We start from the raw sequence: 23,827 nt of genomic DNA, 5'->3' as shown, positions 1-23,827 counted from the left end.
GGTTATGGCGGGAAGGAAACACCCGGTTACATTCCGAACCCGGAAGTTAAGCTTCTCTGCGCCGATGGTACTGCACTCGGGAGGGTGTGGGAGAGTAGGTCACCGCCGGACAATTTTCATATGGGAAGGGCCCCGACAGTTTCTGTCGGGGCCTTTCCTTGTTCATGACGGCTTCGAGGCTTCGGTCTCGGGGGCTTTTCTTGTGGGTGAGCCCTGAGACTACGCCCACGAGGCTCGCCCTGTTTCATGGAGGCTTCGGCTATCACGCCGGGGCCCGTGCAAAGACCGGCAACGCCGCTGTCAGTTGTTGTCGACGTACTCGTCGCGTAGCTTGCGGCGTTGGAGCTTGCCCGCCTCCGTCCGCGGGAAGTCCTCGCGGAACTCGAACCTGCGCGGGCGCTTGTACGAGGCGAGCCCTTCGGCACAGTAGGCCCGGAGTTTCTCGGCCAGTCCCTCTCCGGCCTCCACGCCCGGTGACGGCTGGACGATGGCGAGCACGCTCTGACCCCAGTCAGGGTCGGGCACGCCGATCACGGCGATGTCCTGGACGGACGGATGGGTGATCAGGAACTGCTCGATCTCGGCCGGGTAGATGTTCACGCCGCCGGAGATGATCAGGTCGGTCCTGCGGTCGAGGAGGAACAGGTAGCCGTCCTCGTCCAGGTAGCCGAAGTCGCCGACCGTGGACATGCCGTCGAGCCGGGCGGCCGCGGTCTTCCCCGGGTCGTTGTAGTACTCGAATGCCTGGCCGGCGTTGCTGAAATAGATCGTTCCAGGCTCGCCGTCCGGCACCTCTTCGCCGTTCTCGCCGACGATGCGGAGCGTGGTGCCCGGCTGCGGCCGGCCGACCGTGCCGGGCTTGGCCAGCCACTCCTCCGGGGTGACCTGGGACATGCCGCCTTCGGTGGCCGCCAGATACTCGTAGAGCTTGGGGCCGACCCACTCCATCATCTGCTTCTTGACCTCGACGGGGCAGGGCGCCGCGGCGTGGATCAGGCTGTCCAGGCTGGAGACGTCGTAGCGGAGGCGGACCTCCTCGGGCAGGCGGAGCATCCGGTGGAAGTGGGTGGGCACCATGTGGCTGGTGGTCACCTTGTAGCGCTCGATGGCGCGCAGCACCGCCTCGGCGTCGAACTTGAGGTGGCAGACCACGGTGTGGCCCAGGTGCAGCGCGTTGATGGCGAACGCGCCGGGGGCGGCGTGGTACAGCGGCGAGCAGACGAGGTGGACGCCCTGCTTCCGGAAGCCGAGCGTGTAGAAGTGCTTCGAGGCGAGCGGGGCTTCCTGTTCGGGGCTGAGGCCTGACAGCGGCCGGCGCACGCCCTTGGGGCGGCCGGTGGTGCCCGAGGTGTAGTTCATGATGGCGCCCATGACCCGGTCGCCGGGTTGTTCCTCGAGCCGGCCGCTCCACAGCTCGGGGTAGGGCTGCCAGCCCTCGACCTCGTCGCCGATGGCGTAGCGGTGCGCCGGCAGCCCGCCGATCTCGCTGTGCAGGTGTCCGGCCAGGTCGGAGTGGGCGACGAGCACCTTGGCGGTGCTGTCCTTGACGATGTAGGCGAGCTCGGGCGGGGCGAGATGGGTGTTGATCGGCACGATGTAGGCGCCGAGCTGGATGGTGGCGAGTGCCAGCTCTATGTACTCCCGGCCGTTGTGCACCAGGATGGCGACCATGTCTTCCTTGCCCACGCCGAGCGCTCGGAGGCCGTGGGAGATGCGGTTGACCTGGGCTCCCAGCTCACCGAAGGTGGTCTCTTCGCCCTGCGGGCCGATGAAGGCCACTCGCTGGGGGTCCTGGAGCGCCAGCGCGTAGAAACCGGGATTCTCGGACGTCGTGTCAGGGTTGGTAGCCGGCATTCGTTCCTCCAGACCTTCCGCCTTGCGGCGATCGCCCAAGGACGCACGACCCTGATTTCAGACACCAAGTGTCCGAAATTGGTCAGGGGATTGGTGTGCGACTTCGTACCGTGAAATTCAGACGAAATGCGTCCGCAACACAGAAGCTAAGACCGGGCCCCGTCGGTGTCAAGGGCGGCCTCGGCGGGACGATAGCCGATGGAGGAGAGCACGAAATCGACGACCCGCTCGGCGTAGCGGGGGGCGTCCTCCAGGAGGGCGGGCATCCTGTCGATCGGCGTGGAGAGAACGTGGTTGACGATGATGCCGTTCACCGCGTCCAGCACCAGGGCCGGCGAGGTGCCCTGGGGGATCTCGCCCCGGTCGATGGCGAGCAGCACGAGCCGCCTGGACAGGGTCCGCCACTGCTTCCCGAGGTCCTCCATGGCCTGGCCGAACAACTCGGGATAGAACTTGGCCTCGATCTGCGCCCGCAGCCCGACCAGGCCGTCGCGGCTCTGCTGCGCCTTCAGCGTGCGGACGCACATGGCCAGGAGGTCCTCGCGCAGCGAGCCGGTGGTCTCGGCCATGACGGGCATGGTGATCGAGGCCAGGGCCTCGACGATCAGCTTCTCCTTGCTCTCCCAGCGGCGGTAGAGGGCGGCCTTGCCCACGCGTGCCCGGCGCGCGACGGCGTCCATGGTGAACCCGGCCCAGCCGACCTCCGCGTAGATCTGCAGCGTCGCGTCGAGGACTCGGGGCTCGATGCCGGGGTCGGGCGGTCGTCCGGGGCGGGAGGTGGTCGAAGCGGTTTTCATATTTTCTCAGTCTGCCAGGTCTCGGGAGGTTCGCCACCGGTTCCGCGGTATTTACAGACGAACTTTGTCCGGATTATGGTGCTGGCAGGACCCTTACGGAAGGAGCGCTCCCTTGGCGCTGAATCTGGACCTGGTGGGCAAGGAGTGGGAGGGCGGGGGCCGGCGATGGACCTCGGCCGACGCCATCCTCTACGCGCTCGGCGTCGGGGCGGGGGCCGAGGATCCGCTGACGGAGCTGCCGTTCACGACGGAGAACTCGCACGACGTCGCCCAGCAGGTGCTGCCCACCTTCGCGGTCATGATCGGCGGCACCGGAGGGTCGATGCCCCCGCTGGGTGACTTCCACCTCGCCCAGGTGCTGCACGCCGAGCAGTCGATCACGCTGCACGGCGCGCTGCCTCCCGAGGGCTCCACCGTGACCAGGAGCCGCGTGGCCGCCTTCTACGACAAGGGGCCGAACGCCATCGCCGTCCTGGAGTCGACGGTCATGGACGCGGACTCGGGCAAGGTGCTCGCGGAGTCCAGCACCGGCACCTTCATCAGGGGCGAGGGCGGCTTCGGCGGCGAGCGAGGCTCCACCGCGCCGTGGGAACGACCGGAGCGCGAGCCCGACCACGTGGTCACTTACCGGACGCGGCCCGACCAGGCCCTGCTCTACCGGCTGAGCGGCGACCGCAACCCGCTGCACTCCGACCCGTGGCTCGCCGGGAAGGCCGGGTTCGACCGTCCGATCCTGCACGGCCTGTGCACCTTCGGGTTCACCGGAAGGGCGCTGCTGCACACCGCGTGCGGCTCGGACCCGGAGCTGTTCGGCACCATGTCGGCGCGCTTCGCCTCCCCGGTCTTCCCTGGGCAGGAACTGGCGGTGGCCCTGTGGGACGACGGCGAGACCTGGCGCTTCCAGACCACGGTGGCCGGTCGGGTCGTGCTGGACCGCGGCACGTTCAGCCGGAGGAACGGGTGATCGAGGACTTCATGCCCAAGCCGACGCCCGAGACCGCACCGTACTGGGACGCCGCGAAGGCGGGCGAGCTGCGCGTCCAGCAGTGCGGCGCGTGCGGCCGGCACTACTTCTACCCACGGCCGTTCTGCCGCTACTGCGCCTCGCCTGACGTCGCCTGGGTGATGGTGTCCGGCCGCGCGCGGCTCGTCTCGTACGTGATCAACAGACGGCCGATGCCCGGCTTCGAGTCCGTCTCGCCGGTGATCGCGCTGGTGGAGCTCGACGAGGGCCCGCGGCTCATGACGAATGTGGTCGGCGTCGAGCCGGCGCCCGAGAACCTGCCCCTGGACCTGCGGCTCCGGGTGACGTTCGAGGAGCGCGGCGGGACCGTGCTGCCGGTCTTCCAGCCTGAAGAGGAGAGCGCGTGACCAGCATGCACGGCGGCCGGATCGCGATCGTCGGCGCGGCCGAGACCGACGAGATCGGGGTCCTGCCGGACACCTCGATGCTGCAGTTGCACGCCGAGGCCGGGCTGAACGCCCTGCGGGACGCCGGGCTCACCCCCGCCGACGTGGACGGCGTGGCGACCGCCGGGCCGCTGGCCCTTGACGTGGCGCACCACCTGGGCATCAACCCGCGCTGGGCCGACGGCACCATGGTCGGCGGCTGCAGCTTCCTGCTGCACGTCCGGCACGCGGCGGCGGCCATCGCGGCCGGCGCGGCCGACGTCGTCCTCATCACCCACGGCGAGTCCGGGCGGTCGCGGGTGGGCGCGCCGCGGTGGGGCGGGGCCAACGCGACCCCCGCCGGACAGTTCGAGGCGCCGTACGGTGCCATCACCCCGTACGCCACGTTCACCGTCCCCGCCCTGCGCTTCCTGCACGAGCGCGGCATGGACCGGGAGGACCTGGCCCGGGTGGTCGTCGCCCAGCGGGAGTGGGCGAGCAAGAACCCGCGGGCCCTGCGGCGTGACATCGTCTCGGTGGACGAGGTGCTCCAGGCTCCGGAGATCGCCTACCCGTTCACCAGGGACATGTGCTGTGTGGTCACCGACGGCGGCGGCGCCCTGGTGCTGACCAGCGCGGAACGCGCCGCCGACCTGCCCGGGGGGAGCCGGGCCGTCTACCTGCTGGGCTCGGGCGAGGCCACCGAGAGCGCGATGGTGTCCCAGATGGAGGATCCGGGGTCGTTCCAGGCGTTCCGCCGCTCCAGCGCCGAGGCGTTCCGCACGGCCGGGCTCGGGCACGGCGACGTCGACCATCTGATGATCTACGACGCTTTCGCGCACCTGCCGCTCTACGGGCTGGAGGATCTCGGGTTCGTCGGCAGGGGAGAGTCGGGGGCGTTCATCGCGGACGGTCACACGATTCCGGGCGGCAGCCTCCCGGTGAACACCAACGGCGGCGGGCTCGCGTACACGCACACCGGCATGTACGGGATGTTCGCGATCCTGGAGTCCGTCCGGCAGTTGCGGGGCGAGGCCGCCGCGCAGGTGCCCGACGTGGAGGTCAGCTTCGTGCAGGGGGTGGGCATCTTCTTCGCGGCGTCTGGCAGCCTTGTCCTGTCCAACCGCGGATCTTGATCGAACGGAGCTCGGTGGCGATGCCTCGCACCCCCGGAAAGTCGAGCGGCGTCGTCATCGCCGCCCTGGCCTTCAGCGGCATGGTCGTGTCGATGATGTTCACCCTGGTGGTGCCCATCATCCCCGACCTGCCGAGGCTGGTGTCGGCCTCGGCGGAGGACGCGTCCTGGGTGATCACCTCCACGCTGCTGTCGTCGGCGGTGTTCACGCCCGTGAGCGGGCGGCTCGGAGACATGTACGGCAAGCGCCGGATGATCGTGATCAGCCTCTCGCTGATGATCCTCGGATCGGCGATCTGTGTCTTCACCAGCGCGCTGCCCCTCGTGGTGATCGGCCGTACGCTGCAGGGCTGCGCGGTCGGCGTGATCCCGCTCGGCATCAGCATCATGCGCGACCTGCTGCCGCCCGGCCGGCTTGGCTCGGCCATGGCGCTGATGAGCGCCACGCTGGGCGCCGGCGGCGCCATCGGGCTGCCGCTGGGCGCGGTCGTCGCCCAGTACGCCAACTGGCACGTGCTCTTCCTGGTCGCCGCCGCGATGGGGGCGGCGGGCCTGGTCCTGACCATCACGCTCGTGCCCGTCTCGCCGCTGCGGACAGGCGGGCGCTTCGACTTCCTCGGCGTGGCCGGGCTGTCGGCCGGGCTGGTCTGCTTCCTGCTGCCCATCAGCAAGGGCGGCAGCTGGGGCTGGACGAGCCCGCTGACCCTGGGCCTGTTCGCCGCGGCGGTGGTGATCTTCGCGCTCTGGGGATGGGCGGAGCTGCGGATGCACAATCCGCTGGTCGACCTGCGGACCACCACCCGGCGCGAGGTGCTGCTCACCAACCTGGCGTCCATCGCCTTCGGGTTCGCCATGTTCGGCACCCAGCTGGTCTTCCCCCAGGTGCTGCAGGCGCCGGCCGCCTCCGGTTACGGGCTGGGGCTCACGTTGTTCGAAGCCGGGCTGTGCATGGCGGTGGGCGGCGGCATGATGATCGTGCTCTCGCCCGTCTCGGCCCGTGTCACCGGAGCCTACGGCCCCAAGGTGACGCTCATGCTCGGCGCCCTGCTCTCCATCGCGGGCTACGTCACCGCGCTGTTCCTGATGACGGAGGTCTGGCACGTCGCGCTGGCCGCGACGATCGTCTCGGCCGGGGCCGGTCTCGGGTACGCCGCCATGCCCGCCTCGATCATGGGAGCGGTGCCCACCTCGGAGACCGGCGCGGCCAACGGCTTCAACTCGCTGATGCGCTCCATCGGCACGTCGACGGCCAGCGCGGTGATCGGCGCGGTGCTGGCCGCGCAGACCGTCCAGCTGGGAGCCGTGACTCTGCCCTCGCGCGACGGCCTCCAGATCGCGCTGGTCATCTCGGCGGTCGCGGCGGCCGCCGGGATGGTCATCTCGGCTTTCCTGCCCAGGCGCGGGTCGGCCCGCAGGGGCGCCCGCCCCGAGCCGCCTCAGGGACGTCCCGGCACGCGGCTCCCCGGGAAGGCCGGGGAGCCGCTCGTCGACGACGTCGCGGGCGACGCGCGGTCGCGGAGCGCCGACTAGCCGCCGGATCTAGCGGGGGAGGACGAGCAGGGCGTCGCCGACGGCGCGCTCCCCGCCGTCGGACGGCTGGTTGACGACCTTGCCCTTCACGACCATCGCCGTCGACCCGCCGCCGTCCAGGTTGATCGCCTGGGTGGCGCCGAGCCAGCGCATGAACTGGGCAGCCTCGACGAAGTTCGCGCCCACGGTGATGCCCGGCTTGCGGCCGTCGATCGTGGCCACGATCAGGCTCCCGTTGCGGGTGGTGCCGACCAGGGTGCGCGGGTGGCGGCGGAGGATCATGTTGACCGAGTCGTGGCCGTCGCGCCTGGCGGTGATCGCGGTGCGCCCGTTGCGGACCAGGCCCACGCCGCCCGACACGACGTGCAGGTCGGGGGTGAGCTGAAGGTTCCTCTTCTTGCGCAGGTCGCGCACCTTGGTGTCGACCTTGACGGTCCAGCCTTCCCAGAGGTGCTCGTTGAGCCACATGGCCGCCTCGCCGCCGCCGTGGAGCACCCGCTTGCCCTTCGGCACCGCGGCGCCGGGGGTGCGGACCGCCTCCACCCGGCCGTTGGCGTCGATGACCACGTCGGTGCCGTCGACGGCGGGGGTCTTGGCGCCGTACTCCTCGGTGTAGAGGACGAGCTCGTCGGCGGCCGCCGCGCGGTTGACGCCGGCGATCGGGTGCTTGGCGCCGTCCTGGGAGACGGCCGTGATCGTGGTCGTCAGCTCGGTGATGCGGGCGGTACGGCCGCGCAGCACGATCGCGGAGCGGCCCGGGACCGCCTCGCTGAGCAGCCTGCCCGCGACCACGGAGGCGCCCACCGGCTCGCCGCGCAGCTGCTTGGCGGTGTGGATGTTGAAGAAGCCGCCGTTGACGGCCGCGACCGCGCCGCCCCGCTTGGCCATCGACGAGACCGTCTCGCGCTTGGCCACGCTGGTGCCGAGCGAGGCCGCGTACGAGCCGCGGAAGGTGCGGGCGTCGACCGTGAGCACCTTGACGTGCCACGGGCCGGTGGTCTTGAGTCCGTCGTCGCCCAGGTAGTCGACCTTGACCTTCAGGCCGGCCTTCTTGAGCTTCGCGGCCGCCTTGTCGGCCTTGGCGCGCTGCTTGAACGACCACAGGCCCACGCGCACCATGAAGAGCTCCTGCGCGGGGGCGTCGGCGACCTGCGGGCGCTCCAGCCGCTGGATGCCGGCGACCTCACCGGCCGCCTCGACCGCGGCCAGCGTGGTCTCCGCGGCCTCGCGGGTGCCGGCGTCGCGGCCGTTCGGCAGGAGCACGGTCACCGTGTAGCCGTCGGTGGACGAGCCCGCCTTCACGTCGTACAGGTCGATGCCCGAGGTCACGCTGGTCATGGTCTTGGTCGGGGCGGACCGCGCACCGAGCGGGAAGTTGGATGACGGGAACTTCACCGTCGCCTGCTCGGCTGCGGCGCCGGGCACGGTGAGGCCCGTGATCGTCGTGGCCATGGCCAGGCCGACGACGAGAGTGCGTCGAGACATGCGAACTCCAGGAGGGTGGAACGGGACCGCCCCATCCTGACGTGATCAAGCTGATCGGGTCTGGAGAACACGCCAAACGGTTGAAAGAGGTTACGCGATCGACATACGCCCGGACTGGTGAGTTCGACCTTCGCCTAGAATGGGTGCGTGAAGCGCATCGGCATGTGGTGGTGGCCGCGAGACGGCCTCTGACCTTCGCATGCGCAAGGGCCGTCCTCAGGGCGGCCCCGGGCGCAGGGCATCCCTCCGGACGGCGTCGACCGATCGAGGAGGGACCATGCAACACACCGTGCTCACCGGAGACCGCCCCACCGGGCCGCTCCATCTCGGCCACTACTTCGGCTCCCTGGCCAACCGCGTCCGCCTGCAGGACCGGTTCCCGATGTACGTGCTGGTGGCCGACTACCAGGTGATCACCGACCGGGATCTGCCGGGGGAGATCCAGCGCAACATCACCGAGTTGCTGCTCGACTATCTTGCGGTGGGGCTCGACCCGGCCAAGGTGACGATCTTCCAGCACAGCGCCGTGCCCGAGCTCAACCAGCTCATGCTGCCGTTCCTGAGCCTGGTGACGGTGTCGGAGCTGAGCCGCAACCCCACCGTCAAGGACGAGATCGCGCACAGCAGCCAGAAGGCGGTCAGCGGGCTCATGTTCACCTACCCGGTGCACCAGGCGGCCGACATCCTGTTCTGCAAGGGCACGCTGGTGCCGGTGGGTAAGGACCAACTGCCGCATCTCGAGGTGACCCGGACGATCGCGCGGCGCTTCAACGAGCGCTACGGCCGCGTCTTCCCCGTGCCCGAGGCCATGCTCGGCGAGCGGCCGCTGCTCCAGGGGCTCGACGGCGGCAAGATGAGCAAGAGCAGGGGCAACGCGATCGCGCTGTCGGCCACCGAGGACGAGACGGCCGCGCTCATCCGCAAGGCACGCACCGACTCCGAGCGGCTGATCACCTACGACGAGGAGAACCGCCCCCAGGTGGCCAACCTGCTCATGATCGCGTCGCTCTGCCTCGGCCGGCCGCCCGCGGAGCTCGCCGCCGAGATCGGGTACGGGGGAGCGGCCGCGCTGAAGCGGTTGACCACGGACGCGGTCAACGACTTCCTGCGGCCGATCAGGAAGCGCAGGAACGAACACGGCGAGGCGGAGGTGCGGGAGATCCTGGCCGAGGGCAACCGGCGGGCCCGTGAACGGGCCGTGGTCACCCTCGACGAGGTGCGCGTGGCGATGGGTTTCTAACGCGGGTGGTAGCTGAGCGTCCTGAAGGGCCAGTGCGCGGACAGCCAGGCTGTCACGGCTTCGTACAGAGGCACGTCCAGGTCGGCCCGGTCGGCCCGGACCCAGGAGGACACGTCGGCGTCGTGGGCGTCGCCCGTGGAAGGGTAGATGTAGACGCATCCGATCACGTCGCCGTCCGTGTCCAGGACGGTGTAGGTGAAGCCGCGGCGCCGGGCGAAGTCGTCCGCGTGGCGCCGCAGGTCGGCGAGGTTGGCCTCCAGGGTCATGCCCTCCACGGGAGGCCACCGTCCGTCAGGGAAGCCCGGGGTCGCGCGGATGTGCTCGATGCTGCTGGTCCAGGCGGCGTGGTCGGCGGCGTTGTGCTGGGGGCCCAGGGGTTCCAGACGGAACCGCGGGGTGACCGGAGGCGCGGGGACGACGAAGTCGTCGGGGACGAAGGCGCGGTCGTTCATGGGGCCGAGGCTACGAGGCCGGGCTCCTGGAGCGCATCCGGATTGATCGCGGGCTAGCGCTGGCGGTCGCGGCGGAACGACTCCAGCGCCAGCAGCGCGACGTGCAGCGACAGGCAGGACTCGACGTCGTCGAGATCGGTGTCGAGGATGCGCTCCAGGCGGCGCAGCCGGTCGTAGAAGGCGGGCCTCGACAGGTGGGCCTTCTGCGCGGCGACCGCCTTGTTGCGGCCCGCGTCGAGGTAGATGCGCAGGATGCGGGCCAGGTCGCCGCCCCGCTGGGCGTCGTGCGCGAGCAGCGCGCCCAGCTCGCGCTCGGCGAACGTCTGCAGCCTGGCGTCGTCGCGCAGCAGGTGGAGCAGCCCGCGCAGGCGCAGGTCGGGCAGCCGGTAGAAGGGCCGGGCGTCGGGCTGCCGGACCGCCACGTCGGCCACCTGCTCGGCCTCCAGGAAGCTGCGCCGTACGTCGCGGATGGACTCGACCACCGAGCCGGCGGCGAGCACGAACGCGGATCCGTGCTTCCACAGCTCGCGCAGGCGCTCGGAGAGCGTCGTCAGCGCGGGCTCGGCCTGCGTGCGCGGCGGGAGCGGCAGCAGGACGCCCACCCGGTCCTGGTCGAGCGCGCCCACCAGGGCGGGCAGGCGGGCGTCGCGGCAGGCGGCGGCCGTCGCCTCGGCCAGCTCGCCCAGCTCGGCCTGCCCGTCGAGCGCCTGGTCGGCCGGGTCTGTCGGGCGGATGACCACGCTCACCAGCCTGCGGCCGGTGAGCGGCACGCCGACCGCGCGGGCGCGGGCCGCGGCCTCGTCGGGGTCGGAGTAGGCGTGGGTGAGGATGCCGGTGATGATCGTGCCGTGGGCCTGGCGCTCCAGCGACTCCTGGTGGCGCTCCAGCAGGCGGCCCAGGGCGAGCGTGGTGGCGGCGCGCTCGGCCAGCACCAGGTCGCGCGGCGACGGCTTGCGGTCGCACAGCAGGATCAGCCGTCCCCAGTCCTGCCCGCGCGCGCCGACGGTGGTGACGAGCCAGCCCGACGCGGAGTCGTACGCGGTGCGGTCGGCGGGGGCGACGGCCCTGGACCTGCTCTCCCAGCCGGCCAGCAGCGCGCCGGTGTCGCGACCGGCAGACTCGCAGGCCAGCACCTGGTGGGCGAGGTTCTCCAGCAGGACCGGGCGGCCCGACAGCCTGGCCACCTGGGCCAGCACCTCCGCGGGGGACGCGCCCTCGACCGACAGCTCGGTGAACACCTCGTGCAGCTGCTCGGAGGCGCGCAGCTCCTCCAGCTGGTTGTCGATGATGCGGGCGTGGACGGCCTCGGTGATCTGCACGAACGGGGTCTCGCGGGCGAGCACGATGACCGGCAGGCCGTGCTCCTCGGCGGACTTGATCACGGCGGGGGGCAGCTCGCGGACGAACCGGCGGCCCAGCTCGACGACCAGGCCGGAGGCGCCGACGGAGGACAGCCCGGCGATGTAGCCGGTGAGCTCGGCGGAGTCGTCGGGCAGCGCCACGCCCGTGGTGAGCACCAGCTCGCCGCCGCGCAGCAGCTGGGCGATGTCGGCGATCTCGCCGACGTGCACCCAGCGCACCTTGGTGTCGAGCCGGTCGGCGCCCGCCACGACCTGTGGGCTGCCGCGGCGGACCGTCTCCAGCTCCAGGATGTCGGCGATGGTGGGCAGCACGACGCCGAGCCTATCCGATCAGCCTGTAATCCTGGGCGGGCCATGGTTGACAGACTGCCAGGAAGATCAGCGGATCAGGTCCTCCTCGCGGAACTCCCGCGCCGGGCTCTGCTCGCGCAGCTCCACCCGGCGGATCTTGCCCGAGATCGTCTTGGGCAGCTCGGCGAACTCCAGCCTGCGCACCCGCTTGAACGGGGCCAGCTCGCGCCGGCAGTGCTCGAAGATCGACCGGGCCGTGTCCTCGTCGGGCTCGGCCCCGGGCGCGAGCGTCACGTACGCCTTGGGCACGGCCAGGCGCACCGGGTCGGGGGCGGGCACCACGGCCGCCTCCGCGACGGCGGGATGCTCCAGCAGCACGCTCTCCAGCTCGAACGGCGAGATGCGGTAGTCGGAGGCCTTGAACACGTCGTCGGTCCTGCCCACGTAGGTGATGTAGCCGTCGGCGTCCCGGGAGGCCATGTCACCCGTGTGATAGTGCCCATCGCGCATCGCTTCACTGGATCCGGCGACATATCCGGACATGAGGCCGAGGGGGCGGTTCTCCAGCGGGATGCAGATCTCCCCGTCGTCCCCCGGTTCCCCGGTCTCCGGATCGAGCAGCACGATCTCGTACCCCGGCAGCGGCCGCCCCATCGAGCCCGGTCTGACCGGCTCGCCCGGGACGTTGCCGATCTGCGCGGTCGTCTCCGTCTGTCCGTAGCCGTCCCTGATCGTGAGGCCCCACGCCTTGGCCACCTGGTCGATGATCTCCGGGTTGAGCGGCTCGCCGGCGGCCACGGCGGTGCGCAGCGGCAGCCGCCACGCCGCCAGGTCCTCCTGGATCAGCATCCGCCACACGGTCGGCGGCGCGCAGAAGGTGTCGACGCCCTCGTCGCGCAGCACCCGCAGCAGTTCGGCCGCCGAGAAGCGCTGGTAGTCGTGGACGAGCACGGTCGCGCCCGCGTTCCAGGGCGCGAACACGTTGCTCCAGGCGTGCTTGGCCCAGCCGGGCGAGGACACGTTGAGATGCACGTCGCCGGGCCGGATGCCGATCCAGTACATGGTCGACAGGTGGCCGGCAGGATAGGAGGCGTGGGTGTGCTCGACCAGCTTGGGCTGCGAGGTCGTGCCGGAGGTGAAGTAGAGCAGCAGGGTGTCGCCCGCGTGCGTCGGCCCGTCGGGCGTGAACCGCTCGGCCGCCTGGGAGGACTCGTGGTAGGGCAGCCAGCCGTACGCGTCGCCGACCGCGATCCTGGTGTAGGGGCCGCCGCCGAACTTGCCCGCGTCCTCGGCGTTGGCGATCACGTGGGACACCCCGCCGCGCTCGATCCGCTCGGTCACGTCCTTGCGGGTCAGCAGCGTGGTGGCCGGGATGACGACCGCGCCCAGCTTCATCGCGGCCAGCAGCGACTCCCACAGCTCGGGCTGGTTGCCGAGCATGAGCAGGATCCGGTCGCCGCGCCGCACGCCCTGCTCGTGCAGCCAGTTGGCCACCCGGCTGGAGCGCACGGACAGCTCGGCGAAGGTGTACGAGACCCTGCCGGTGATCTTGAGGGCGATCCGGTCCGGGGTCTCGTCGGCCAGCACGCCGTCGAACCAGTCGAGCGCCCAGTTGAACTCGCCCAGCTCCGGCCACCGGAACTCCCGGCGGGCGGTGGGGTAGTCGGCCTGGAGCAGGAAGTCGCGCGCGGCTCGGAAATCGCTCATGCTCCGGATCCTGCTACGCCGTCAGCCTCGCCTCAAGGCCATCGAGCACCGCCGCGAGTCCGAAGGTGAACATCATCTCGCGCGACTCCCTCAGGTCGGCCGGCTTGCTCTCGCGCATCCGCTCCAGCAGGTCGGGGTGGGCGGCGGCGGCCCGCTCGACGGCCTCGCGCATGCTGTCCTCGTCGAGGGGGTCCCTGGCCATCGCCTCGTTGTAGGCCACTTCGGGGATGGTGGTGCCGAACACGAAGGCGGTCAGCGTGGACGCGGCGTAGTCGATCTCCAGCCCCCGGAACCCGGCGCCCTTGAAGGCCCGGGTGAGCCGGCTGGTGACCTCCAGCGCGTTGGGCCCGAGCGCGGGCGTGCGCCCGATGAGCCCGGCGGACCAGGGATGGCGCAGCATCACCCGGCGCATGCTGTGGGCGAAGGCGCCGGCCGTCTGGCGCCACCACTTCGTCTCCTCCGGCGGCACCGTCATCTCGCCCCAGATCTCGTCGTAGACCAGCTCCAGCAGCTCGCGCTTGTTGGCCACGTACCAGTAGAGGCTGGTCGCGCCCGCGTCGAGCTTCGCGCCGAGCTTGCGCATGCTCAGCCCGTCGAGCCCTTCGGCGTCGAGCAGCTCCATCGCGGCGCGCACGATCTCCTCGCGGCTGCGGCCCGGGCTTTTGGCGGGCCGGGGGTCGCGCGTCCACACCGAGGAGAACTGCTTGCCGGTCATGCTTCCAGATTAAATCCTCTCGCACACTGTACGGGTTTCCTCGTACAGTGTGCGAGTGGAATCGAACGCTGTGCGAGACCCCCGTCGCTGGTGGGTGCTCGCCGTTCTCTGTCTCTCGCTGATGGTGCTGTCGGTCGACGGCACGATCCTCAACCTGGCCATCCCCTCGCTGATCGAGGAGCTCGGGGCCACTCCCTCCGACATCCAGTGGATCCTGGACGTCTACGTGCTGGCGTTCGCGGGGCTGCTGCTGACGGCGGGCAGCCTGTCGGACCGGTTCGGCCGCCGGCGGTTCCTGGTCATCGGGCTCGCCCTGTTCGGCGGGGCGTCGCTGGCGGCCGTCTTCGCGGCCGAGCCGTGGCAGCTCGTCGCCGCCCGCGCGCTCATGGGCGTCGGCGGGGCCATCCTGATGCCGTCGACGCTCTCCATCCTGATGACCGTCTTCGACGCCGAGGAGCGCCGCACCGCCATGGCCGTCTGGGGCGGGGTGGCCATGGTCAGCGTGATCATCGGCCCTACGCTCGGCGGCTTCCTGCTGCAGAGCTACTGGTGGGGCTCGGTCTTCCTGATGAACATCCCGATCGCCGGGCTGGCCATCGTGGCCGCGCTGGTCCTGATGCGGGAGACGCGGGGGCCGGCGCGCAAGCTCGACCCGGTCGGCGTGGTGCTGTCCAGCGTCGGGCTGACGGCCGCCGTGTACGTCATCATCGAGCGCGAGCTCAACTGGGCGATCATCGCGGTGGCGGTCGCCTCGCTGGTCGCCTTCGTGGTGTGGGAGCGGCGGCGCGAGGAGCCGATGCTGCCGCTGTTCCTGTTCGGCAACCGCAACTTCAGCGGCGCGTCGATGTCCATCCTGCTGATGTCCTTCGGGGCGGGCGCCGTGATGTTCATGCTCACCCAGTACCTGCAGTTCGTGCTCGGGTACGAGGAGGTGGTCGCGGGGCTGGCCATGCTGCCGTACGCGGTGGCGGCGGCCGTCTTCAACGGGATCGGCGCCGGGCTCGGGAAGAAGGTGAGCAACCGGGCGCTGGTGAGCGGCGGGCTCCTGATCATGGCAGGGGGGTTCGCCGTCATGGCGACCACCACCGGCTACCTGCCCCTGCTCGTCGCGCTGCTGGTCATGGGCGTGGGCGGCGGGCTGGCGGGCCCGTCCGCGTACACCTCGCTGATGAACGCGATCCCGCTGGAGCGGGCCGGGGTCGGCTCGGCCATGAACGACACCGTCCAGCAGGTCGGGCTGGCGCTGAGCATCGCCGTGCTGGGCAGCGTGCTGGCCGAGGTCTACACCGGGCAGATGCCCGTCTCCGCGCCCGAGGCGGCCAGGGAGTCCATCGGGGTGGCGATCCAGGCGCCCGCCCTGGCGGAGCAGGCCGGTGCGGCCTTCACCACCGCCATGCACGTCGGGTCGTGGGTGGGCGCCGCGTTCTGCGTCGCCGCGGCGGTGGTCGCCGCCGTCCTGCTGCGCCCGCTCGCGCCCACCGAGAGCCCTGAGCCGGTGACCGTCTAGATCGCATCCCCCACAGGGCGGAACCCCGTGCCGGGCCGGCCGGCGCGGGGCTCCGTGAGTGCGCCTGACCTTACGGGCGCTGCGGGCGGTTGGTCATGTGCTCGGCGGTGCCGACATGCTGCTTCTGCTTGCGCATGCCGGCCAGGCCCAGCAGCCCCAGCAGGCCGAGCAGGCCCCACAGGCCGGCGTTGCCGCCGCCCTGGTCCTGCTGCTGAGGTGCGGGCGACGGGTTGACCTGGCTCTGCGCGACGGGAGCGGCGGGAGCCTCCGCCGTCGCGGCCGCGGCCGGGGCGAGCGTCAGAAAGAAGGCCAGCCCCAGGCCCGTGAGAGTCTTGCGCATTGGGTTCCCCCGATCCGGCGGTCCCTCGACCTTCGAAGACCGCCTGTCGCGTCTCCCGGCCTTGTTCCCGGAAGGCTTCCCCCTGATGGGGCGGATCTTCGTATTCCCTGCTAGACGTAGCCATACCATCTCGCTCCATGATGAAACCTCTGCTCCCGGCGGCCGACACCTTGTAAGAGGATTCCGGCGTACGGCGACACCTTGCATTTGGGGACCTGTGGGGATTACGGCGATACTCAAGACATGTCCGAGCTTCTCGCGCGCCACAGGGCCGTCATCCCCAACTGGGTCGGCCTCTACTACAACGACCCCATCGAGATCGTCAGCGGCAAGGGCAACCGCGTCGTCGACGCCGACGGCAAGAGTTATCTCGACTTCTTCGCCGGAATCCTGACCAACATGATCGGGTACGACGTCCCCGAGGTGCGCGAAGCCGTCGAACGCCAGCTCGCCACCGGCGTCGTCCACACCAGCACCGTCTACCTGCTGCGCGGGCAGATCGAGCTGGCCGAGAAGATCGCCCGCCTGTCCGGCATCCCGGACGCCAAGGTCTTCTTCACCAACTCGGGCACCGAGGCCAACGAGACCGCCCTGCTGCTCGCCACGTACGCGCGCAAGAGCGACCAGGTGCTGGCCATGCGGCAGAGCTACCACGGCCGCAGCTTCGGCGCCGTCAGCGTCACCTCCAACAGGTCCTGGAAGAACAACTCCCTGTCGCCGCTCAACGTGCACTTCCTGCACGGCGCCGACCAGCATCTCGCCCAGTTCAGGGGCATGTCCGACGCCGACTACATCGCGGCGTGCGTGGACGACCTGCGGCACGTGCTGTCGACCGCCGTCTCGAACGACGTGGCCGCCCTCATCGCCGAGCCCATCCAGGGCGTCGGCGGCTTCACCATGCCCCCGGACGGGCTGTTCGCCGCCTACAAGGAAGTGCTGGACGAGCAGGGCATCCTGTTCATCTCCGACGAGGTGCAGACCGGCTGGGGCCGCACCGGCAGCGCGTTCTTCGGCATCCAGAACCACGGCGTGACCCCCGACATGATGACCTTCGCCAAGGGCCTGGGCAACGGCTTCGCCGTCGGCGGCGTCGTCGCCCGGGGCGACCTGCTGGACGCGCTGCACGCCGCCGGCGTGGCCACGTTCGGCGGCAACCCCGTCTCCATGGCGGCCGCCAACGCGACCCTCGACTACGTGCTCGACCACGACCTGCAGGCCAACGCCGCGAGGACCGGCAAGATCATCATCGATGGCCTGCGCGCCGCCGCCCAGCGGCTCCCCGTCGTCAAGGACGTGCGCGGCAAGGGCCTGATGTTCGCCGTCGAGCTCGACACCCCTGCCCAGGCCGCGAGGTTCATGGAGGAGACCAAGAAGGCCGGTCTGCTCGCCGGGAAGGGCGGCCTGCGCGGCACCGCCATCCGCATGGCCCCGCCGCTCACGATCTCGGTCGACGAGGCCACCGAGGGGCTCGGCATCATCGTCAACGCACTCGAAGTCATCAACGCGGAGGCAGCGCAGCAGTGAAGGCAGTCAAGCACTGGATCGACGGAGCTCTCACCGACGGCGACCCCCGCACGTCGGAGATCTTCAACCCCGCCACCGGAGAGGTCAGCGGCACCGTCGCGCTGGCGTCCGTGGCGGACGTGGACGCGGCCGTCGCCGCCGCCGCGGCGGCCTTCCCCGGCTGGCGCGACACCTCCCTGGTCAAGCGGGCGCAGGTGCTGTTCAAGTTCCGCGAGCTGATGTACGCGCACCGCGACGAGATGGCGGCGCTGATCTCCGCCGAGCACGGCAAGGTGCACGGCGACGCGCTCGGCGAGGTGGCCCGCGGCCTGGAGGTCGTGGAGTTCGCCTGCGGCATCCCGCACCTGCTCAAGGGCGGCTTCTCCGAGGGCGTCTCGACCCGGGTCGACTCCTACTCGATCCGCCAGCCGCTCGGCGTCGTGGCCGGCATCACGCCGTTCAACTTCCCGGCCATGGTGCCGATGTGGATGTACCCGATCGCGATCGCCTGCGGCAACGCGTTCATCCTCAAGCCGTCGGAGAAGGACCCCTCGGCGTCGCTGCTCATGGCGCGGCTCTGGAAGGAGGCCGGGCTGCCCGACGGCGTGTTCAACGTCGTGCAGGGCGACAAGGTCGCCGTGGACCGGCTGCTGGAGCACCCCGACGTGCGCGGCGTCTCCTTCGTCGGCTCCACCCCGATCGCCAGGTACGTCTACGAGACCGGGACCGCCCACGGCAAGCGGGTGCAGGCGCTCGGCGGCGCCAAGAACCACATGCTCGTGCTCCCCGACGCCGACCTCGACCTGGTGGCCGACTCGGCCGTCTCTGCGGGCTTCGGCTCGGCCGGCGAGCGCTGCATGGCCATCTCGGTCGTGCTGGCCGTCGACCCGGTCGGCGACGAGCTGGTGCAGAAGATCGTCGAGCGGGTCGAGCGGCTCACCGTGGGCCCCGGCGACGACCCCGACTCGGAGATGGGCCCGCTGGTGACCGGGCCGCACCGCGACAAGGTCGCCTCCTACCTCGACCTGGCCGTCGAGGAGGGCGCCAAGGTGGTCGTGGACGGCCGCGAGACCGCGGTCAAGGGCGGCGGCAAGGCGTCCGAGACGCCCGGCTTCTGGCTCGGCCCGACCGTGCTCGACCAGGTGAAGCCCGGGACGCGGGTGCACACCGAGGAGATCTTCGGCCCCGTCCTGTCGATCGTCCGCGTCTCCTCGTACGAGGAAGGCCTGGAGATCATCAACGGCGGCGAGTTCGGCAACGGCACGGCCGTCTTCACCAACGACGGCGGCGCCGCCCGGCGCTTCCAGAACGAGGTGGAGGTCGGCATGATCGGCGTGAACGTGCCGATCCCCGTGCCGATGGCATTCTACAGCTTCGGCGGCTGGAAGGCCTCGCTCTTCGGCGACACGCACGTGCACGGCACCGAGGGCGTCCACTTCTACACCCGTGGCAAGGTCATCACCTCCCGCTGGCTGGACCCGTCGCACGGCGGGGTGAACCTCGGATTCCCCACCAACAAGTAAGGCGCCGGGGCGGGCGGCGACGATCACCGCCCGCCCCCGGTAGGCTCCAGGGCGTGATCCGCAGCCGTCTGCCCGCGCTGGCCCTCGCCCTGACGGCGCTGGGCTGCACGGGCGCGGCCCAGCCCGCCCAGCTCACCCCCAGCCCGACGGCGAGCCCCGCGACGAGCCCCACGCCCGAGGCGAGCCCCACGCAGAGCGACGGCACGCTGCAGATCCTCGCCTACCGCGGCTACGCCGAATACGGCGGCATCAGCCCACAGGCCAACTGGACCGGCACGTTCGAGAAGGCCACCGGCTGCCGGCTGGCCCGCATCGACACCGTGCAGACTCCCGAGGAGATGTCCGCCAGGCTCCGCACACGCGCCTACGACCTGGTCGCCGCCGGGCCCGTGGTGGCGGCCGAGATGATCGAGGCGGGGCAGGTCCAGGCCATCGACACCGACCGGGTCGAGGGCTACGACGACATCCCCGAGCGGCTGCGCGACCTGCTCACCGTCGGTGACACGGTCTACGGGGTGCCGTTCCTGTGGGGTTACCACGAGTTCCTGTACGACACGCGCCGGACCACGGGCGGCGATCTGGCCGACGTGTTCGGCTCCGACCGGGTCATGCTGCGCGACAGCCCGCTCACGCTCGCTGACGCGGCGCTCGCGGGCGGCGCCGCAGATCCGTTCGAGCTCGACGCCGAGCAGTTGGAAGAGGCGGCCGGGCGCCTGGCGGCCCCGGAGGAGCGCACGCTCTGGGCCAACCAGCTCGACCTGGTCAAGGGCTTCGCCACCGGCTCCGTCGACTACGGCCAGGCCACCCCTCACCTGCGCGAGCTGCTGGTGAAGGCGCGCCTGCCGGTCAAGGCCGTGTCCGCGCGCAAGGTCACCGGCTGGGCCGACTCGTGGCTGCTCGGCGCCGGGGTCACCGCCACCGACTGTGCCTACCGCTGGCTCGGCCGGATGATCGAGCCCGGCACCCAGCGCGACGCCGCCGCGTGGAACGGACTGGCCCCCGCCAATACCAAGGCGTGCAAAGGCCGTGCCAGAAGCGTCTGCGAGGCGTACGGTGCCACCAGGTCCCATCGGCTGGACCGCGTGGTGTTCGCCACGCGCCCTCCGGGGGACTGCCTGCCGCCGAAGGGGGAGTGCACCGACTACGCCGCCTGGTCGCAGCGGTGGCGCGAGCTCATCGAGTAGCGGGGCCGGCTTCCGCCGCCCCGCGTGACCATGCCGCGGGCGCGCCCAACCCCCGCTGGGCGCGACCTGCTGAGACGCCCCGGGCCTTCCCCCCGTCCCGGGGCGTCTCGCCGTCCGCGGGCCTTCAGCGGGTGGGGAAGGCCACCACCGTGGCCAGTGGGGCGGGGACCAGCGCCTCGGCGCAGTCGGCGCACGCCATCGCCGTCGTGTCGTCGGGGAAGCGGCCCACGCGCACTCTCGGGCGCGGCCACCTCTTGTAGCAGACCACGCAGGCCTCGCCGTCGCGCTGGGCGCTCGTCATGCCCTCAGGGTCGAACGTCAGCATGTCCGGTGCCGTTCTGGTGGGACCCCAGTTCATCGCGCTCCCCGCAGAGGTCGCCCGTCCTCGTGTCGGATCCGTTATAACCCCGGCCGGATCCGTGATCGTCTAGTTCCGTGTCAAGTAAGGGTGAATTCTCTACCCAAGACGCCTGCTTTACACCACAAAATCGGGCATCCAGCTACAAGCCGGATGCCCGATTCATGGGTATATCAGAGGGCGGCGACCGCCTTTTCGAGGATCCCCAGGCCCTCCTCCAGCAGGTGCTCGGGGATGACCAGAGGCGGCAGGAACCGCAGCACGTTGCCGTGCGTGCCCGCGGTTAGCACCAGCAGGCCCTCGGCGTGGCAGCGCTTGACGATCTCCTGGACCGCCGCCGGGTTCGGCTCCTTGGTGCCCGGCACCACCAGCTCGATCGCGATCATGGCGCCGCGCCCCCGCACGTCGCCGATCACGTCGAACCGCTCCTTCATGGCGTGCAGCCGGGGCAGCATGATCTCGCCGATCCGGCGGGCCCTGGCGACCAGGTCCTCCTCGGCGATCGTCTCCAGCACGGCCAGCGCGGCCTCGCAGGCCAGCGGGTTGCCGCCGTACGTGCCGCCGAGGCCGCCCACGTGCACCTTGTCCATCAGGTCCGCCCGGCCCGTCACCGCGGCCAGGGGCAGGCCGCCCGCGATGCCCTTGGCGGTGGTGATGATGTCGGGCACGATGCCCTCGTCCTCGCAGGCGAACAGGGTGCCGGTGCGGGCGAAGCCGGTCTGCACCTCGTCGGCCACGAACACGATGCCGTTCTCGCGGCAGAACTCCGCGATCCGCGGCAGGAACCCCTTGGCCGGCTCGATGAAGCCGCCCTCGCCGGCGATCGGCTCGATCACCACGGCCGCCACGTTCTCCGCGCCGACCTGCTTGTTGATCATGTCGATCGCCTCGGCCGCGGCCTCCTCGGCGCAGTTCTCGGGGCCCGTCGGCCAGCGGAACGGGTAGGCCAGCGGCACCCGGTACACCTCAGGGGCGAACGGGCCGAACCGGTGCTTGTACGGCATGTTCTTGGCCGTGAGCGTCATCGTGAGCAGCGTGCGGCCGTGGTAGCCGTGGTCGAACACGACGACCGCCTGGCGGCCGGTCGCGTGCCTGGCGATCTTGACCGCGTTCTCCACCGCCTCGGCGCCGCTGTTCACGAGGAACGTGCGCTTGTCGTGGTCGCCCGGGGTGAGCTCGTTCAGCTTCTCGCAGACGGTCACGTACGACTCGTACGGGGTGACCATGAAACAGGTGTGGGTGAAGTCGGCGACCTGCTTGCTGACCCGCTCCACCACCTTCGGTGCGGCGTTGCCGACGTTCGTCACGGCGATGCCGGCGCCGAAGTCGATCAGCGAGTTCCCGTCGGCGTCCTGCAGCACGCCGCCGCCGGCGCGGGTGACGAAGACCGGCAGGGTGGTGCCGATGCCGGACGGGACGGCGGCCTGCTTGCGGGCCAGCAGCTCCTGCGATTTCGGGCCGGGGATCGCGGTGACGACGCGCCGCTCCTGGGGAATGCTCATGCCTCCGACGGTACGGTGACCGCCGACCACTCCCGATACGTCGATATGTCACACTGAAGGTGCTTGTCTCGCCTGAATGGATAAAAATTCGGATGGCACCATCGTTGCAGGTCGTGGCCCGTCGGACCGGGCTCCGCCTGCTCGCCGGATCGCCCGACCGTGACGTGCGCTGGGTCGCCGTCAGCGAGTTGGAGGACCCCACGCCGTTCCTGGAGGGCGGCGAGCTGGTGCTCACCACCGGGATGCGGCTGACCCACGACTTCGCTCGATATGTCGGGCGGCTGATGGCGCGCGGGGTGGCCGGGCTGGGCGTCGCGGTCGGGCTCACCCACGACGAGGTGCCGCCGGCTCTGGTCGAGGCGGCCGGCGCGGCGGGGCTGCCGCTGCTGGAGGTGCCCAGGGAGACGCCGTTCATCGCGGTCACCAAGGTCGTCAGCGAACTGCTGGCGGCCGAGCAGTACGAGGAGGTCACCCGCGCCTTCGCCGCCCAGGGCCGGCTGACCCGCGCCGCCCTCCACCCCGACGGCACCCACGCGGTCATCGACCGGCTGGCCAAGGAGCTGGGCGGGTGGGCGGCGCTGTTCGACGACGCCGGCGAGCCGCTGCACGCCACACGAGGCGCCAAGGTCCGGACCGTGGCGGCCGAGATCAGGCGGCTGCGCGGCGGCCGGGGGCCCGCGGCGGCCCGCAAGGACGGGGAGGCGGAGCGGGCGCCCGCCACGCTGGCGCTGGCGTGGCCCGGCGAGAACGTCGTGGTGCAGCCGGTGGGCGGCGGGCCGCGGCCCCGCGGGTTCTTCGCCGTCGGGACCGCGCGGGCCTTCACCCCCGTCTCCCACACCGTCGTCAACGCCGCCGGGTCGCTGCTCACGCTGGCCCTGGAGCAGGGGCGCGCCCACCTCGAAGGCGAGCGCCGGGTCCGGGACGCGGTGCTGCGGCTGCTGCTGTCCGAGCGGCCGTCGGCCTTGCCGGAAGCCCGTACGGTCCTCGGCCCCCTCGGTCCGGCTCTCCCCGGCGAGCCCTTCGTGGTCCTGGCCGTCGGCGAGGACTCCCTGGAACCCCTGGAACCCCTCGCCTTCACCGCCCGCCTCCCCAACCCGGACGATCGGCGCGGCACCTCAAAAGGCGACGGGCCGGGCCGTGCTCCGGCGGGGGGCCTGCGGGTTCCGGATGAGGGGCAGGATGCTGCTTCCGGGCCGGACGATCGGCGCGGCACCTCACGGGGTGAGCGGCCGGTTGTGGGGGAGAGCGGTGGGCGGGACGTGGCCGCGTCCGGGCGGCGTGATGTGCCCGGGGTGCGGGCGTCCGTGGGGGAGAGGGCCGCAGGGGCCGGTCGGCACCCCGGCTCGGGTGAGGGGCGGCGTGATGTATCAGGGGCGCGTTCCCTCCCGTCCGAAGAGAGACGCGACGCCTCCGTGAGGGGTGGCGGTGAAAGGGCGGCGGTCTCCGGGCGGGGGAGTGGGGGAGGTGTCGTGGTGGTGCTTGTGGAAGAAGGGTCGGAGGGGGAGGTCGTCCGGGCGGCCGGTGGGGGTGTCGGGATCGGGGGGCCGTGTTCGTACCGGGAGTTGCGGGCGGGGGTGGAGCAGGCGCGGCGGGCCTACGAGCACGCCGGGGGGCAGGTGCTCAGGTTCGGCGAGCTGGCCGGGCAGGGGCTGATGGCGCTGGTCGAGCCGGAGGCGGCGGGGGCGTTCGCCGCCGCGCTGCTGGCGCCGCTCGCCGCGTACGGGTCGCGGGCCGATCTGGTGGAGTCGCTGCGCGCGTACCTGGAGAGCAACGGTCACTGGGACGCGGCCGCGCAGCGGCTGGGCGTGCACCGGCACACGCTGCGCTACCGGATGCGGCGCGTCGCCGAGCTGCTCGGGCGCGACCTGGACGACCCGGGGGTGCGGGCCGAGCTCTGGTTCGCGCTGCAGGCGGCCGGCGGCAGGTCCTCGAACGGCGCGGCGCACCCCTGAGG

Annotated in this window: 20 protein-coding genes and 1 rRNA gene; 11 read left to right on the top strand and 10 right to left on the bottom strand. The window is 71.2% G+C overall.

Annotated features, from left to right (window positions below; all coding sequences use genetic code 11):
• A 5S ribosomal RNA gene (gene rrf, locus ABD999_RS37365) occupies positions 1–111 on the top strand; the annotation flags it as partial.
• Positions 112–300: 189 nt separating this feature from the next.
• On the opposite strand, the gene ABD999_RS37360 is transcribed toward rrf, so the two are convergent.
• Positions 301–1,854 (bottom strand): AMP-binding protein, encoded by a 1,554-nt coding sequence (locus ABD999_RS37360; protein WP_271276059.1) that lies wholly within the window; start codon positions 1,852–1,854, stop codon positions 301–303.
• Between the two features lie 146 nt (positions 1,855–2,000).
• A complete protein-coding gene (locus ABD999_RS37355) occupies positions 2,001–2,651 on the bottom strand; it encodes a TetR/AcrR family transcriptional regulator (protein WP_271276058.1) in 651 nt (216 codons plus the stop codon).
• Between the two features lie 112 nt (positions 2,652–2,763).
• Here ABD999_RS37355 and ABD999_RS37350 point away from each other — a divergent pair, with 112 nt between their 5' ends.
• From ABD999_RS37350 to ABD999_RS37335, 4 genes are read left to right on the top strand one after another with little or no spacing between them, the layout of a single operon-like run.
• Positions 2,764–3,615 (top strand): MaoC/PaaZ C-terminal domain-containing protein, encoded by an 852-nt coding sequence (locus ABD999_RS37350; RefSeq protein WP_271276057.1) that lies wholly within the window; start codon positions 2,764–2,766, stop codon positions 3,613–3,615.
• On the top strand, positions 3,612–4,022 hold the full coding sequence (locus tag ABD999_RS37345) for a Zn-ribbon domain-containing OB-fold protein (RefSeq protein WP_271276056.1): 411 nt from the start codon (positions 3,612–3,614) through the stop codon (positions 4,020–4,022). Before ABD999_RS37350 ends, ABD999_RS37345 begins: the two co-directional genes overlap by 4 nt.
• A 5-nt stretch (positions 4,023–4,027) precedes the next feature.
• Positions 4,028–5,176: a thiolase C-terminal domain-containing protein gene (locus ABD999_RS37340; RefSeq protein WP_271276061.1), complete on the top strand. Its 1,149-nt coding sequence runs from the start codon at positions 4,028–4,030 to the stop codon at positions 5,174–5,176.
• 20 nt (positions 5,177–5,196) lie between these two features.
• Complete coding sequence (locus tag ABD999_RS37335) at positions 5,197–6,705, top strand: MFS transporter (protein ID WP_271276055.1); 1,509 nt, start codon at positions 5,197–5,199, stop codon at positions 6,703–6,705.
• 9 nt (positions 6,706–6,714) lie between these two features.
• On the opposite strand, the gene ABD999_RS37330 is transcribed toward ABD999_RS37335, so the two are convergent.
• On the bottom strand, positions 6,715–8,190 hold the full coding sequence (locus ABD999_RS37330; RefSeq protein ID WP_271276054.1) for a phosphodiester glycosidase family protein: 1,476 nt from the start codon (positions 8,188–8,190) through the stop codon (positions 6,715–6,717).
• Between the two features lie 277 nt (positions 8,191–8,467).
• Between ABD999_RS37330 and trpS the strand changes: the two genes are divergently transcribed.
• Positions 8,468–9,430, top strand: a complete 963-nt coding sequence (trpS, locus tag ABD999_RS37325) for a tryptophan--tRNA ligase (RefSeq protein ID WP_271276053.1) — start codon at positions 8,468–8,470, stop codon at positions 9,428–9,430.
• Here the strand turns inward: trpS and ABD999_RS37320 are convergent.
• The 4 genes from ABD999_RS37320 to ABD999_RS37305 form a co-directional block, all read right to left on the bottom strand.
• Positions 9,427–9,882: a GNAT family N-acetyltransferase gene (locus tag ABD999_RS37320; protein ID WP_271276052.1), complete on the bottom strand. Its 456-nt coding sequence runs from the start codon at positions 9,880–9,882 to the stop codon at positions 9,427–9,429. The two genes, trpS and ABD999_RS37320, sit on opposite strands and share 4 nt — an antisense overlap.
• 53 nt (positions 9,883–9,935) lie before the next feature.
• The gene (locus tag ABD999_RS37315; protein ID WP_148033713.1) at positions 9,936–11,555 is read right to left on the bottom strand and encodes a PucR family transcriptional regulator; all 1,620 of its coding nucleotides are present in this window, start codon (positions 11,553–11,555) and stop codon (positions 9,936–9,938) included.
• Positions 11,556–11,621: 66 nt separating this feature from the next.
• Positions 11,622–13,241 (bottom strand): AMP-binding protein, encoded by a 1,620-nt coding sequence (locus ABD999_RS37310; RefSeq protein WP_271276051.1) that lies wholly within the window; start codon positions 13,239–13,241, stop codon positions 11,622–11,624.
• Between the two features lie 13 nt (positions 13,242–13,254).
• Positions 13,255–13,956 carry a TetR/AcrR family transcriptional regulator C-terminal domain-containing protein gene (locus ABD999_RS37305; protein ID WP_271276050.1) on the bottom strand — a complete coding sequence of 234 codons (702 nt, stop codon included), beginning with the start codon at positions 13,954–13,956 and terminating at the stop codon, positions 13,255–13,257.
• A 55-nt stretch (positions 13,957–14,011) separates the two neighbouring features.
• Here ABD999_RS37305 and ABD999_RS37300 point away from each other — a divergent pair, with 55 nt between their 5' ends.
• Positions 14,012–15,463 (top strand): MFS transporter, encoded by a 1,452-nt coding sequence (locus ABD999_RS37300; protein ID WP_271276049.1) that lies wholly within the window; start codon positions 14,012–14,014, stop codon positions 15,461–15,463.
• A 70-nt stretch (positions 15,464–15,533) separates the two neighbouring features.
• On the opposite strand, the gene ABD999_RS37295 is transcribed toward ABD999_RS37300, so the two are convergent.
• On the bottom strand, positions 15,534–15,803 hold the full coding sequence (locus tag ABD999_RS37295) for a WGxxGxxG family protein (protein WP_148033709.1): 270 nt from the start codon (positions 15,801–15,803) through the stop codon (positions 15,534–15,536).
• 243 nt (positions 15,804–16,046) lie between these two features.
• Between ABD999_RS37295 and ABD999_RS37290 the strand changes: the two genes are divergently transcribed.
• From ABD999_RS37290 to ABD999_RS37280, 3 genes are read left to right on the top strand one after another with little or no spacing between them, the layout of a single operon-like run.
• Positions 16,047–17,327: an aspartate aminotransferase family protein gene (locus ABD999_RS37290; protein WP_271276048.1), complete on the top strand. Its 1,281-nt coding sequence runs from the start codon at positions 16,047–16,049 to the stop codon at positions 17,325–17,327.
• Positions 17,324–18,829 (top strand): CoA-acylating methylmalonate-semialdehyde dehydrogenase, encoded by a 1,506-nt coding sequence (locus tag ABD999_RS37285; protein WP_271276047.1) that lies wholly within the window; start codon positions 17,324–17,326, stop codon positions 18,827–18,829. The genes ABD999_RS37290 and ABD999_RS37285 overlap by 4 nt, the downstream gene beginning before the upstream one ends.
• A 53-nt stretch (positions 18,830–18,882) precedes the next feature.
• Positions 18,883–20,013, top strand: coding sequence for an extracellular solute-binding protein (locus ABD999_RS37280; RefSeq protein ID WP_271276046.1), 1,131 nt, complete (start codon positions 18,883–18,885; stop codon positions 20,011–20,013).
• Between the two features lie 124 nt (positions 20,014–20,137).
• Here the strand turns inward: ABD999_RS37280 and ABD999_RS37275 are convergent, their stop codons facing one another.
• Together ABD999_RS37275 and gabT are read right to left on the bottom strand one after the other, a co-directional pair.
• Positions 20,138–20,371: a hypothetical protein gene (locus tag ABD999_RS37275; RefSeq protein ID WP_261808779.1), complete on the bottom strand. Its 234-nt coding sequence runs from the start codon at positions 20,369–20,371 to the stop codon at positions 20,138–20,140.
• Positions 20,372–20,544: 173 nt separating this feature from the next.
• Positions 20,545–21,873, bottom strand: coding sequence for a 4-aminobutyrate--2-oxoglutarate transaminase (gabT, locus tag ABD999_RS37270; RefSeq protein WP_271276045.1), 1,329 nt, complete (start codon positions 21,871–21,873; stop codon positions 20,545–20,547).
• A gap of 113 nt (positions 21,874–21,986) precedes the next feature.
• Between gabT and ABD999_RS37265 the strand changes: the two genes are divergently transcribed.
• On the top strand, positions 21,987–23,825 hold the full coding sequence (locus ABD999_RS37265; protein WP_271276044.1) for a PucR family transcriptional regulator: 1,839 nt from the start codon (positions 21,987–21,989) through the stop codon (positions 23,823–23,825).
• The last annotated feature ends 2 nt before the right edge of the window (positions 23,826–23,827 follow it).

Origin of the sequence: Nonomuraea ferruginea (assembly GCF_039540635.1) — a bacterium.
In the GTDB taxonomy this organism is placed as follows: domain Bacteria; phylum Actinomycetota; class Actinomycetes; order Streptosporangiales; family Streptosporangiaceae; genus Nonomuraea; species Nonomuraea ferruginea.
Note: the sequence above shows the minus strand (reverse complement) of the source record. Positions and strands in the feature narration are given on the sequence as shown.